The organism is Rhodococcus sp. KBS0724 (genome assembly GCF_005938745.2).
Classification (GTDB): Bacteria; Actinomycetota; Actinomycetes; order Mycobacteriales; family Mycobacteriaceae; genus Rhodococcus_F.
Map to the genome: position 1 here is coordinate 2,022,373 of NZ_VCBX02000001.1, position 12,331 is coordinate 2,034,703.

Below are 12,331 nucleotides of genomic sequence, written 5' to 3' on the forward strand. Positions count from 1 at the left end.
CTAATGAGCACCATTGGATTTATCGGACTCGGACACATGGGTGGCCCGATGGCGGCCAACCTCGTCAAGGCCGGACACACGGTAGTCGGGTTCGACCTGGCGCCCGCAGCGCTCGAGCAGGCTGTCGAAGACGGTGCATCGGTAGCTGATTCGGCTGTGGATGCGGTGCGCGAAGCCGACGTCGTCATCACGATGCTGCCGAGCGGCAAGCACGTTCTGGGTCTGTACGACGATCTGCTGCCCGCCGCGAAGCCGGGCACGCTGTTCATCGACTGCTCCACGATCGACGTCGCAGACGCCCGCGAAGCACACGATCGGGCAGAGGCCGCTGGGCACCGTAGCGTCGACGCGCCGGTTTCCGGTGGTGTTGTCGGCGCAACCGCCGGAACCCTCGCATTCATGGTCGGCGGATCCGAAGAGGACTTCCTGGCCGCGTCACCGTTGCTGGACGTGATGGGCCGCAAGGTCGTTCACTGCGGCGACGCCGGTGTCGGTCAGGCCGCGAAGATCTGCAACAACATGATCCTCGGTGTCTCGATGATCGCCATCAGCGAAGCATTTGTTCTGGGCGAAAAGCTCGGACTGAGCAACCAGGCACTCTTCGACGTCGCGTCCAACGCGTCGGGACAGTGCTGGGCTCTCACGTCCAACTGCCCGGTACCCGGACCGGTACCCACCAGCCCGGCCAACAACGACTACCAGCCCGGCTTTGCGGTCGCGTTGATGGACAAGGACCTCGGACTGGCCGCAAACGCATTGCGTACCAATGGTGTTGACGCCGAACTCGGCCTCAAGGCCGCTGAGCTCTACAGCCAGTACCATGCCGCGGGCGCTGGTGGTCAGGACTTTTCTGCCATCATCAACGACATCCGAGACCGTTCGACCGAAGGACAGCAGTGACCGACTTCAACACCATCATTCTCGAGCGTAAGGGCCGCGTCGGCGTCATCACGCTCAACCGTCCCAAGGCGCTCAACGCCCTGAACTCCGAGCTGATGAACGAGGTGGTTGCCGCGGTAACCGATCTCGAAGCGGACAACAACATCGGTGCCATCCTGATCACCGGTTCCGAGCGCGCATTTGCCGCCGGTGCCGACATCAAGGAAATGCAGTCCAAGACGTACATGGACGCGTACGTCGAGGATTTCTTCACGCCGTGGGATCGCGTCGCTGCTTCGCGTAAGCCGCTGATTGCCGCTGTCGCCGGATACGCACTCGGCGGCGGTTGCGAGCTCGCGATGCTCTGTGACTTCATCATCGCCGCAGATAACGCGAAGTTCGGGCAGCCCGAGATCAAGCTCGGAGTTATCCCCGGAATCGGTGGCTCGCAGCGTCTTACCCGCGCGGTGGGCAAGGCCAAGGCCATGGAAATGTGCCTCACCGGGCGCAACATGGATGCCGAAGAAGCCGAGCGCGCCGGCCTGGTGTCTCGCATCGTGCCGGCAGCAGATCTGCTCGACGACGCATTGAAGACGGCAACCACCATCGCCGAGATGTCCCTGCCGATCGCGATGATGGCCAAGGAAGCGGTCAACCGCTCCTTCGAGTCCTCGCTCGCCGAGGGCGTCCGCTTCGAGCGTCGGGTTTTCCACTCGACCTTCGCTACCGAAGATCAGAAGGAAGGCATGGCCGCATTTGTCGAGAAGCGGTCAGCTGAGTTCAAGCACCGCTGACAAGTCCCCACGATCCTGAAGGATTCTGCTCGCTCAGCGAGTGAAATCCTTCAGGATCGTTGTCGTTTACCCCTCGAAATCCCCGGCAGTCTTGCGCAATTCAGTGAGGATTGTCACCAATTGCGTGAGCTTGTCCGGCTCCAAGCCCGGGTTCGCGAAGACCTTGGCATTCAGCAGCTCCGTAGCCTCGAGCGCCAATGCTCGGCCGGAATCCGAAATCTCGATGAGTGTTGTCCGACGATCGCTGGGGTGGGGGACGCGTCGTACCAATTGTGCATTCTCGAGGCGATCCACCGCATTCGTGACGCTGGTGGGGTGAACCTGCAGGCGTGCGCTGGCCTTCGTCATGGGCAGTGCGCCCGACCTCGTGAAGGTGAGCAGCGTCAGCAGTTCGTATCGAGCGAACGTCAGCCCGAGCGGCTTGAGCACTTCCTCGACTCGCGCCATCATGATCTGCTGCGCCCGCATCACCGAGGTGACAGCGGCCATCCCATCGGCAACGTCACTCCAACCGTGCTCGGTCCATTGCCGATGTGCCTCTTCGATGGGGTCGATGGGAAGCGGCGAAAGGGGAGGCATACGTTCGATCATCCCATGCCCGCCAGAGCCTGAGCGCCTTGTCTGATTATGTGTCGCGGGCGCTCACGTCTGTAGAGTCCTCCGAGTGATTTCAATCCTCGTCGCGGGTGGCGTCTCGTTGTTCGTCGCTCTGTTCTTGACGCCGTTTCTCATCCGAGTGCTGTCTAAACAGGGGCTCGGGCACGAGATTCGCATCGACGGTCCACAGAGCCATCAGGGCAAGCGCGGTACCCCGTCCATGGGCGGTATCGCGATCATCGCGGGAATGTGGGCGGGATATCTCGCCGCGCACGCCATCGGGTTCGGCTCGCGTCTGCCGAGGTTGTCGGCATCGGGATGGTTGGTACTGGCGCTGGCAACATCGCTGGGCGTTGTTGGCTTCCTCGACGACTTCATCAAGATCCGCAAGAAACGCAACCTCGGATTGAACAAGACCGCGAAGACTGTCGGGCAGTTGGCGAGCGCGATCATTTTCGGTGTGCTGTTCCTACAGTTCTCCAACAGCAAGGGTGTCACGCCCGGCAGCCAGTACCTCTCGCACGTTCGCGACATTTCGGTGTTCTCGATGGGAACGATCGGGTTCCTGGTCTTCTTCTGCGTGCTTGTCTTCGCGTGGTCCAACGCCGTCAACTTCACCGACGGTCTGGACGGCCTCGCAGCCGGGTCGATGGGCATGATCCTGGGTACCTACGTTGTCATCGCGGGATGGCAGTACCGGAACTCTTGCGTCCTCGATCCCGTTGCCGGGTGCTACGACGTTCGCGACCCACTCGACCTTGCGATAGTCGCGGCGGCGGCGGGTGGTGCGTGTCTCGGGTTCCTGTGGTGGAACGCAGCGCCGGCCCAGATCTTCATGGGCGACACCGGTTCGTTGGCTCTCGGCGGTTTGGTTGTCGGTCTTTCGGTCACCACACACACCGAACTTCTGATGGTCATCATCGGAGCCCTGTTCGTCGCTGAGATTCTGTCGGTGATCATCCAGGTGCTGGTGTTCCGATCGTCCGGCCGACGCGTATTCAAGATGGCTCCGATACATCATCACTTCGAGTTACTCGGTTGGCCGGAGACAGTGGTGATCGCCCGGTTCTGGATTTTCGTGGCCATTTCCTGCGTGATCGGACTGGCGACGTTCTACAGCGAATGGTTTGCGGCTGCCGGTTAAGCCTGAGATTTGCGGGTTGTCGCGACCAGAGCGATCAGTCCTACGGACACACATGCCGTCATCGTGACGGCAAGAGCAGTACTGGTGTTACCGAGAAGACCGACAGCCGGGGCGATTGCAGCGCCGACTCCGAACTGGAACGCGCCCAGCATCGCGGCAGCTGTTCCTGCGGCTTCTCCGTGCCGTGAAAGTGCCAGTGCCGGGGCGTTCGGTAGAACAAATCCCACGGCGCCGAGCATGATCCAGAGCGCGATCACGAAGCCGATCAGGCCGCCGAGGTCGAGCGCCGCAACAACGATGACCAAGGCTCCGGAGATAACTGCAGTGACGAGAGCCGACCGGGTGATCTGCTGCGGCGTCCAGCGATCCAGCAGACGGACGTTGACCTGCGAAGCGCCGATCAGAGCAATAGCGCCGGCGCTGAACAGCAGTGCAAACTCCTGCTGATTGAGGCCGTACTGATCCTGATAGACAAACGACGCACCGGAGACGTACGCGAACAACGACGCCATACCGACACTGGAGACCAGCGTCAGGACCATGAAGGTGCGATCTCGCAGCAATGATCCGTACATCTGGAGAACTGATCGCACGCCGCTGGGACGCCGCTTCTCGCGGGGCAGAGTCTCCGGAATCCCGAAAGCGCCGATCATGGCTGTGCCCACACCGATCAGGGCAAGAACAACAAAGATGCCGCGCCAATCCAGCGCGACCAACAGTGCGCCGCCGATACTGGGCGCCAGAATCGGGGCAACGCCGAGGACAAGCATCAGGCGGCTCATCACCACAGCGACGGTGTTGCCGCTGTACAGGTCGCGCACGATCGCCATCGTGACGACAGCGGCAGCGGCGGCACCCATGCCCTGGAACACCCGCAGGATGCCGAGAACAGCGATCGTGGGCGCAAACACGGCCAGCAGCGACGCCACGATGTGCACGCCGATGCCGGCGAGCAAAGGCTTCTTGCGCCCGAGGGTGTCCGAGAGCGGGCCGACGAGCAACTGCCCGAGTGCAAGTCCGATCAACGTACCCGTGATCGTGAGCTGGACCGTCGACGACGAGGTTCCGAGGTCGTCGGCGATATCCGGCAACGCCGGCAGGTACATGTCGATCGTGAACGGGCCGAGAGCCGTCATGGATCCGAGAGCGAGGATCTTTCCGATACTCGGCTTACGTTCAACGGTCCTCGGTGAAGCAGTGTGTTCCACGGGCGGGGGATCCACGGGCAGAGCGGTTGCGGTCTTCTCGGCAGTCACGAAGCAAGTCAGCACCAGGACGGTCCGATTTGTTCCCTCGCGTCAGGGAAGTGTTCGGAACGATCCGGATCCGACGATCTCGTCATCGGCTTCCACGGTGTAGTTGTACGTCGTGTTGGGGGAGAGGCTCGAGACGATGCTCAGAGTCCGCAGACCGGTTCGGGTTGTGTAGTTGTACACGTAGAACGGGCCCTGGGTGGCTGTGACCCGAAATGTGGTTCGACTGATGCCCGCGGGAATGGTGACAGCCAGATTCGCGCCGATCCGCGTAGGCGTGAGCGTGTAGTTCCACACGGCCGGCGGTGGCGTCGTGGTGGTTGTCGTCGTGACCTGGGGCGGTGTTGTCGTTGTCGTTGTCGTGGTGGTCGTCGGCGGCTGGGTCGTCGTCGGTTCAGGAGTAGCGGCGACCGTTGTGGTGGGAACTGTGGTGGAAACCTGATTGTTCGGAACATGATCGTCCAGGTGGCGCGCAAGAACTGCGCCGAATGTGCCCGAGAGGTTGTGGCCGAGGCCGGCGGGAGATTCGAGATCCGTCGTAAAGCCTTGTGCCGAATACCAAGCCGACCCCTTCTGGGCGTCGAGCACGGCGTTGTAACCGTCGCTGACATTGGTGCCGTTGTCGGCAGCACCGGTGTACCAGTGCATGGGAAGGTCTGCGACCAGGCCGCTGGCGAAGGGCTGCGCCGAGACTCGTGGCACGCCGCCGCCGCCGAAGACCACGGTGCCGCCGCCGTCGAGCCTGCTCGAGTACTTCGGTAGGAAGAACTGAGTGATGAACTGGGATCCGCCGCTGTAGCCGACGAGCCAGATGTCCTCGGTGTCGATGTTGTAGCCCGCTTCGAGACTGGTGAGCAGGTCGGCGACATAGTCGGCGTTTGCGCTCCCGTTTTCCCACCACGTGATTTCCCCGGCAGAGTCCGGAGTGCGTACCGGGACGGTGATGTAGCCCCGCGAGCGGGCCTGCGCCACGATGCCCGACGGGCCGCCGAGGCTGTACGACGAAGTGGGATTGGCAAATTCGTACGCCCCGTCGCCGTGGAACTGCAGAACCAGACCGGCGGCGTGGTCCTGCGGGATACCAGCGGCGTACACGTGGTACTTCGACGACAGACCGTTCGATGCGGTGAAGGGCTGGAAGGTCCGGTCCGAATAGGCCATACCGGTGCCGTTGGTGCTCTCGGCCGAGGCGATCGGTGGTGCAACGACGATCGCGACAAGACCCGTCACTGCGGCCAGTGCTGCTGTGGCCAGAGCTGTCAGTCGTGCTCGGGGCATCGGTGCCACCTTTCGTCTCGGGGGCGTCTCACTTCTCACGACAGACGCCAGGTGAGAAACAGGCGTAACTCGCGTCACTCCAGCCCCGAGTGAACCATGCCTGTTCTGGTACGGCACAGTCGGTATTTCTCAAGCGGGTACCCCGCCTTCGGAGGCATGTAACCCAGCAAATACCAAGCGATCAGCGAGGTCGCAATCACGCTGATCCAAACTGTGGTGTGGCGGTGATATCGGGGGCAGAGTTACTTCATGACGCGGGTGTGGCCGAGTGGCTAGGCACCGGCCTGCAAAGCCGTTCACACGGGTTCGAATCCCGTCATCCGCTCCAGCGACAAGCGGGGCCGACAAAAGTCGGCCCCGCTTGTTCTCGCCGATCGGTTGGCGAGTGTCCTGCAACGATCAGCTGTTCACCGGAATGAGCTTCAAGGCCTTCTGGATTGCTGCGAGAACGTCGATGACTGTGCTGAGCGTGCTGATGGAACCCACGAATGTCCTCCGAGTGTTGAAATGCTCGACGTTGTGCCGCGCAGGAGAAAGTTAGCAAGCCTGACAGCTTTTATGGGGTGTTTGCCGCTTTCGGAAGAATGAAATCTGGGTCAACATACAAAAACTGGCCGGACTCCCCGAGGGCCGGCCAGTTTCTTGTGAAGCATGGTGATCAGCTGAAGGCGGACACCGCGGTAAAGAAGGCGATAGCGGCAGCACCAAGCTTGAAAACCTTGGTGATGTCATCGAGGGTTACGCCTTCGGGCAATACGTCTTCGACAGACTGCATGTCGTAAGTCCTTACATTTGGGGGAACTGTGGTCCAGTACCGCTGCAAGCAAGATACCTAACGTCACGGTTCTATGTCGGTGGCATGGGTCACGAATGTCAGAAATCGGACATACGCTCGTGTCATGACGGTCCCAGAGGTGAGAATTCGGACGTACACACGATCCGGTTTGTCCTTCGACGTCCGCGACGAAGGTCCCGTCGGCGGACCGATAGTGGTCTTGCTCCACGGCTTCCCACAGGATTCGACCTCCTGGGATCGGCTGGTGCCGCTGGTGCACGCTCGTGGCTACCGGACACTCGCGCCGGATCAACGTGGATATTCGCCGGGTGCCCGGCCCACCTCTCGGCGCGCATATCGACTCGACGAGCTTGCCTCTGACATCGTTGCGCTGATCGATGCGGCGGGAAGCGCCCCGGTGCACCTGGTCGGCCACGACTGGGGAGCGGCAGTGGCCTGGCAGGTCGCCGCCGAGCGCCCGGACTTGATCCGCACATTGACGGCGTTGTCGGTTCCACATCCTGCGGCCTTTGTCCGGGCACTGCTGACCAGCAGTCAGGCTCTGCGATCCTGGTACATGCTTGCCTTCCAGTTGCCGATGCTTCCGGAATGGATACTGCGACGAAGCGGTGACAAGATCCTGGTCAAGAGTGGGCAGAGCCTCGAGCGTGCCCGCCGTGATCGGGACGCGATGGCGAAGCCAGGCCGTCTACGCGGTGGCCTGAACTGGTATCGCGCATTGGCGTTGAACAGCTCGAGAGCGGGTTCTGGACGCATCAGCGTGCCCACTCTCCACGTGTGGAGCGACCGGGACATCGCACTCGCGAGGAAGGGCGCCGAACTCACGACGAGATTCGTGGACGGCCCGTATCGATTCGAAATTCTTCGCGGCGTGAGCCATTGGATACCCGACGAGGCGCCGGAAGAACTGGACCGGTTACTCGCCGAGCACCTGCGTAATTGACCGCTACCGGCCGACGTCGCAGCCCTGAGCGTCGGCGATCAGAATCGCAGCGTCCTCGGGGAGTAGGAAACCGTCGTCGACGGCACGCGCAGTAGCGTCGGAGAAGGCGGTGACGTACGCGTCGTGACTCGGGTAGAGCGCAGCGAGCGTCGTGGCGTCGAAGGCGACGGTTGCGCCGTTCTGAGGCACGTGCACCAGTTCGCCCGTCAGCGTGGCGACCGGGACGTCGAGTTGAGGTGTGCGGACACCGCCGGTCGCATTGCCGTGCCGGTCCCGCAGCACCGCATTGTCAGCAGTGTCGATGACGGGCGCTGATGTGGGTGCCTCGCCGCCCGCAGCCCACTGACGCAAGGCGCGCAGGGCGGCGTTCGCGACGTAACGCTGCGGTCCGTCGTTGACGATCGGGAACAGTGCCGCCAGATCCCTGATGTCGGAGAACTGCCGAACATACTGTGGATGAAGGATTTTCAGAGAGTAAGCGTCGGAGTGCGATGTGCCGGCGATCTCCCAGGTCCGAATCATGTCGGTATCGGGTTGACGGGCGGCCACAAAACTGGTGGGGCCTGGTCCGCCGCACAGTTCGAAAAGCTCGGTCTCGGTGATCAGCTGGAACACCGGAACGTCGAGATCGGTGCGCACACGGGCCGGCGCCGGATCCAGGAGCATCATGCCGTCGGCAAGCGGAGCTCCGATGCCGCCGCGGGCATGAATGATCAGGCCGTCGAATACCCGTGCACGGGGATGAACGGCGTTGGCGTACGTCAACATACGGAACCCCGACTGTGACTGCCCGGTCGCGAGCAGTTGCGTCGGAAGCAGGCCACCGAGGGGGTCGACGTCCCCTGGTGTGCGCAGGGCTGCGCCGACCTGGGAAAAGATGTCGTACGAGTACCGGTCGCCGGGGTGATCCAGTGCGCCGTATCGCTCGGGATCCCAGGTGAGAAGACCTACGACGCCGTCGCCGAGGCCGCTGCCTCCGGTGCTGGTGATTCCGGCAGCCTGCGCGGAGACGCCCACCCACGCATACCCTCTCGTGATCTCCTCGTTCATGTGTCCGAAGTCGACATCGATATCGGTGTTGCCACTGACATTGAGCCACTCGACAACAACGGTTCCGTTGAATCGGCTCGGGTCGGCCGGTGTGCGCACGAGGATCCTGGTGGTGAACGGCGCCGAAGTATCTTCCGCCGCAGCCCAATGTCCGTCCGACGACCAGGTACCGTCCTCGCTGTACGACGCCGCGGACCCGCTGACGAAGAACTCACGTTCGGTGTAGCCCTTCGCCGCGAGGTCGAGCGAGGTCGAGGTCCCGGGGAAACCGTTCGATCCACCTTCGATCGGACCACTGAAGGTAACTGCTGATCGGACGGCGTCGGGATTCGCGTACATCTGGGCGATTCTGTCGCATGGCTCGGCGGTCAGACGACATGGTTCCCGATGAGCGGGACGCGTCAGCGCCCCCCGAAACGCTCCTCGACTTGCTCGGCGGTCAGCCCGAACTCTTCCAGGGTGTATTTGTGTGCGGGCTTGCGTGCGCCCGAACGGCTTTCGTCATGCATAGCCTCCATCGACTGCTGCGCGCCGGCGGTCAACGGAAGGTCGAAGTGGGTGTAGATATTCTCGACGGTGGCGAGCGGATCGGCAACAAAATCCTGGTAATCGATGTCGATGAATTGGGCGGGATCGTGATGTGCCCGCGCCGCGTCGAACTGTTCGAGTCCTCGGGCCCACAATTCGAGTTGGCTCTCTCCGATCACCTTGTCGGTGAACGTATTCGACCACCCCTGCGTGGCTTGCGCGGCGAGGCTGCACACCGACGGAATGATTGTCGTGGGCGAGCGGTGCGTCTGAATGATCAGTGCGTCCGGGTACACAGTCATCAGTTCGTCGAGCGCAAACAGGTGGCTGGGATTCTTGAGAACCCACCGGCGATCCTGATCCGGGAGTCCGATCAACTGGAGATTCTTCTTGTGGCGCGCATAGGCATTGGACCATTCCTGGCCTTTCAGCCAATTCGAGTACGTGGGCAGATTGGCCAGACACTCGTACGACACCGATTTGAACGTCTGCCGGAGCAGTTGCCAGCATTCTTCGACTTCGCTGGCAGACATGTAGTGCACACCCATGAACTCGGGGTGTTCGACGTGGTGTTGGCCGAACGTCTCCTCGATCTTGGCGAATACGGGGTTCGATTCCCAGGTATCGCGTGGCGGGCGAGGCTGCGGAAACTCCGTCAGCCACATCTCGAGACCTTGATGTGCCGGGTCCACCGTCAAGAGTCGGTGCAGCGCAGTAGTTCCGGTGCGGGGCAACCCGGTGACAAAAATCGGGCGTTCGATCTTGACCTCGGCATGCTCAGGATGCTGCTTCCACGCAGACTCACTGAGCAGGCGGGCGACCAAGGCTCCGCGGAGAAAAACGCGAGAGATTTTGCTGCCGAACGGCGTCAGGTCCTCGTCGCGGTCGTACGACTCGAGGAGAACTGACAGGGCTTCGGTGTAATCGTCGACGCCAAAATCGGTGAGCCCCGTCATCTTGGTTGCGGATGCATGAAGATCCTCGACGGTTCCGACATGTGTGCGCTCAGCCATGATGCTCCTAGTGATGGAATTCGCCGCAGTTGACGTCGATACATTGACCGGTGATGGCATTGGCCATCGGTGACGCGAGGAAGATTGCCGCGTCGGCCACTTCGTCGGTGGTGGGGAGGCGCTTCAAGTCGGTATTGGCGGCAGTGTGCTCGTAGATCTGTTCGACGGTCATGCCGAACTTCTCGGCTTGATGGGCGAAGTAGCCCTTGAGGGTGTCGCCCCAGATATATCCGGGTGCAATAGAATTGACGCGGATTCCCTGCGGACCGAGTTCGGTGGCCAAGGACTGAGACATCGCGAGCAGTGCCGACTTTGCCATCTTGTAGCTGCCGTACCGCTCCTGTGAGTGTCGCAGAACCATCGAGTTGATGTTCACAACCGAGCCGTTCGACTCCGCGAGCGGCGCTGTGAAGAGTTGTGTCAGCCGAAGTGCACCGAGAACAGTGAGTTCGATGCTGTCGCGGATGTGCTGATAGTCGGTGCGCGCCAGCGGTTTCATCGACGGTACGGAGAAGGCGTTGTTGATCAGCGTGTCGACTTTGCCGTAGGCGAATAGGGATTCGGCCACCAGGTTTTCGGCGGACGCCTGATCGGTGATGTCGGTGGCAACGGTGACAGCGCGTCCACCGGCGTCGACTATCTCCTTGGCAACGTCGTCCAATCGGGACTGTGTGCGCGCTGCGAGAACAAGATTCGCACCGGCCGACGCGCAGCGTAGTGCCAGTGCGCGGCCCAGTGCGGGGCCGACACCGGAAATGACAACTACTCGGTCTTTCAGCAATTCGGTCATCTGTTACCCCAGCATTCGATTGTCGATGGCGGCCTGGCGGGCGGCGATTCGCTCTGCCCAGTTGTCGGCGGTGATGGCATTGGTGTCGAAATGCGGCAGATGTTTCGGAATATCCTCAACGGCAACAATTTCGACGGTCGGCCCGTCCTCGGGCGTCAGTCCACGCGAGACCCGCTGCCAACGGAACTGAAGAATGCCGCGCGGATGCCCGACGGTTTCGACCCAGTTGGTGACGCCGGGATTCTTCTCGCTCACCACCATTCGGATCATGCCGTCCGGATCCACCTGAGCCTGACCGTTGTTGAGTGACGTCTGGTGATTGATGTAGTCGAGCGAGATGTACCACAGGCTACCGAGTTGAAAGCCCTGGTACGGCGCATCCGAGGCTGGAACGGTGATGATCATGGCCTGATCGTCGGTAAGTTCGTAATGCCCGACCGAGGAGTACTGCGTGGCGAGACCACCTGGGGTCAGCCGAGGCTCGGTCATCGTGTTGACTGGGAGCTTCATGTAGAACCATTCCGGGAACTGAAGCCACGTCTTGACCCGGGTGACCAGAGCCTTCCCGGCCCGCGCAAAACGCTTCTCGGTTTCCTCGGCGGTGAGCGGCGCGGGCGCCGTGCCGATCGAATCCGTCCGCTCGATCCGGATGACTCCGCGTTCCTGGCTCCAGTCGCTGTAGACCTCTCGCGCGACGAGCTGTGACGATCCCGGTGCGAGGGTGTAGTAGTTGGCGCGGCCGTCGGCCGGTCCGGGGCCGAACCACACGACAAAACTGCCGTCGTCTGCGATCTCGAGTTCACGGTCGTCGAACGCTATCTCGCTACCCGGGACATTCGAGTTGGTGTAGTTGCCGCTCAGGACCTGGAAGCTGAGATCGGCTGTGGTGCCGCGCTTTCCCGTGACCTTGTATTCCTGGTCGTCGTTGATACGCGCACCGAAGTACATCGTGTCGGGGTTGTCGAGCCCCATCTTTGTGAACGGCCCGGTTCCCTGGATGAAACTGGGGTGGGTTCTCTCGACGGCCCACGCTGCGTGCATTGTCGCGATGATTCCGCCCGCCAGGTATTGGTACCCCTCGAGGAGATCCTGTTCGGATCTGATGTGTGGCGCGGTCTCGATGAGTTTCTCGGCCTCGGCGATGGCCTGGGCAAACGGGTCCGTCAGCACGCTGGCTCCTCACAGTTCCGGCAGTCCTGCCGGCCCAGAGCGTCGTGGTACAAATATGTACCTATGGGGTAGATCTTGGTATTCTGACAATAGAAC

General features: G+C 61.7%; 11 protein-coding genes and 1 tRNA gene. 5 read left to right on the forward strand and 7 right to left on the reverse strand.

Features of this window, described 5'->3' with window-relative positions; translation table 11 throughout:
* Window positions 1–3 precede the first annotated feature (3 nt).
* Complete coding sequence (mmsB, locus tag FFI94_RS09345) at window positions 4–900, forward strand: 3-hydroxyisobutyrate dehydrogenase (protein ID WP_138872719.1); 897 nt, start codon at window positions 4–6, stop codon at window positions 898–900.
* Window positions 897–1,673 (forward strand): enoyl-CoA hydratase, encoded by a 777-nt coding sequence (locus FFI94_RS09350; protein WP_138872720.1) that lies wholly within the window; start codon window positions 897–899, stop codon window positions 1,671–1,673. Before mmsB ends, FFI94_RS09350 begins: the two co-directional genes overlap by 4 nt.
* 66 nt (window positions 1,674–1,739) lie before the next feature.
* Here FFI94_RS09350 and FFI94_RS09355 read toward each other — a convergent pair whose 3' ends face one another.
* Entirely contained in the window at window positions 1,740–2,252 is a 513-nt protein-coding gene (locus tag FFI94_RS09355; RefSeq protein WP_138872721.1) for a MarR family winged helix-turn-helix transcriptional regulator, read from the reverse strand.
* 85 nt (window positions 2,253–2,337) lie between these two features.
* Here FFI94_RS09355 and mraY point away from each other — a divergent pair, with 85 nt between their 5' ends.
* Window positions 2,338–3,414 (forward strand): phospho-N-acetylmuramoyl-pentapeptide-transferase, encoded by a 1,077-nt coding sequence (gene mraY / locus FFI94_RS09360; protein ID WP_138872722.1) that lies wholly within the window; start codon window positions 2,338–2,340, stop codon window positions 3,412–3,414.
* Here mraY and FFI94_RS09365 read toward each other — a convergent pair.
* Window positions 3,411–4,643, reverse strand: a complete 1,233-nt coding sequence (locus FFI94_RS09365) for a multidrug effflux MFS transporter (RefSeq protein ID WP_397495557.1) — start codon at window positions 4,641–4,643, stop codon at window positions 3,411–3,413. The two genes, mraY and FFI94_RS09365, sit on opposite strands and share 4 nt — an antisense overlap.
* Before the next feature lie 69 nt (window positions 4,644–4,712).
* Window positions 4,713–5,945, reverse strand: a complete 1,233-nt coding sequence (locus FFI94_RS09370; protein ID WP_138872724.1) for a hypothetical protein — start codon at window positions 5,943–5,945, stop codon at window positions 4,713–4,715.
* 254 nt (window positions 5,946–6,199) lie between these two features.
* Here FFI94_RS09370 and FFI94_RS09375 point away from each other — a divergent pair.
* Both FFI94_RS09375 and FFI94_RS09380 read left to right on the forward strand, forming a co-directional pair.
* Window positions 6,200–6,273: transfer RNA gene (locus tag FFI94_RS09375), tRNA-Cys, on the forward strand.
* Between the two features lie 571 nt (window positions 6,274–6,844).
* Window positions 6,845–7,684, forward strand: a complete 840-nt coding sequence (locus FFI94_RS09380; protein WP_138872725.1) for an alpha/beta fold hydrolase — start codon at window positions 6,845–6,847, stop codon at window positions 7,682–7,684.
* 3 nt (window positions 7,685–7,687) lie between these two features.
* Here the strand turns inward: FFI94_RS09380 and FFI94_RS09385 are convergent, their stop codons facing one another.
* The 4 genes from FFI94_RS09385 to FFI94_RS09400 all read right to left on the reverse strand — a co-directional run bounded on the left by FFI94_RS09385 (window position 7,688) and on the right by FFI94_RS09400 (window position 12,235).
* Window positions 7,688–9,073: an alpha/beta hydrolase domain-containing protein gene (locus FFI94_RS09385; RefSeq protein ID WP_138872726.1), complete on the reverse strand. Its 1,386-nt coding sequence runs from the start codon at window positions 9,071–9,073 to the stop codon at window positions 7,688–7,690.
* Between the two features lie 62 nt (window positions 9,074–9,135).
* Window positions 9,136–10,275, reverse strand: a complete 1,140-nt coding sequence (locus FFI94_RS09390; RefSeq protein WP_138872727.1) for a sulfotransferase — start codon at window positions 10,273–10,275, stop codon at window positions 9,136–9,138.
* Window positions 10,276–10,282: 7 nt separating this feature from the next.
* Window positions 10,283–11,065 (reverse strand): SDR family oxidoreductase, encoded by a 783-nt coding sequence (locus FFI94_RS09395; RefSeq protein ID WP_138872728.1) that lies wholly within the window; start codon window positions 11,063–11,065, stop codon window positions 10,283–10,285.
* A gap of 3 nt (window positions 11,066–11,068) precedes the next feature.
* Window positions 11,069–12,235 carry a hypothetical protein gene (locus FFI94_RS09400; protein WP_138872729.1) on the reverse strand — a complete coding sequence of 389 codons (1,167 nt, stop codon included), beginning with the start codon at window positions 12,233–12,235 and terminating at the stop codon, window positions 11,069–11,071.
* Window positions 12,236–12,331 lie beyond the last annotated feature (96 nt).

What these genes read in the sequence shown, in the direction of transcription:
- mmsB (WP_138872719.1), top strand. Translation starts at nt 4, where the DNA reads ATGAGCACCATTGGATTTATCGGACTCGGACACATGGGTGGCCCGATG.
- FFI94_RS09390 (WP_138872727.1), bottom strand. Translation starts at nt 10,275, where the DNA reads ATGGCTGAGCGCACACATGTCGGAACCGTCGAGGATCTTCATGCATCC.
- FFI94_RS09385 (WP_138872726.1), bottom strand. Translation starts at nt 9,073, where the DNA reads ATGTACGCGAATCCCGACGCCGTCCGATCAGCAGTTACCTTCAGTGGT.
- FFI94_RS09395 (WP_138872728.1), bottom strand. Translation starts at nt 11,065, where the DNA reads ATGACCGAATTGCTGAAAGACCGAGTAGTTGTCATTTCCGGTGTCGGC.
- FFI94_RS09380 (WP_138872725.1), top strand. Translation starts at nt 6,845, where the DNA reads ATGACGGTCCCAGAGGTGAGAATTCGGACGTACACACGATCCGGTTTG.
- FFI94_RS09355 (WP_138872721.1), bottom strand. Translation starts at nt 2,252, where the DNA reads ATGCCTCCCCTTTCGCCGCTTCCCATCGACCCCATCGAAGAGGCACAT.
- FFI94_RS09370 (WP_138872724.1), bottom strand. Translation starts at nt 5,945, where the DNA reads ATGCCCCGAGCACGACTGACAGCTCTGGCCACAGCAGCACTGGCCGCA.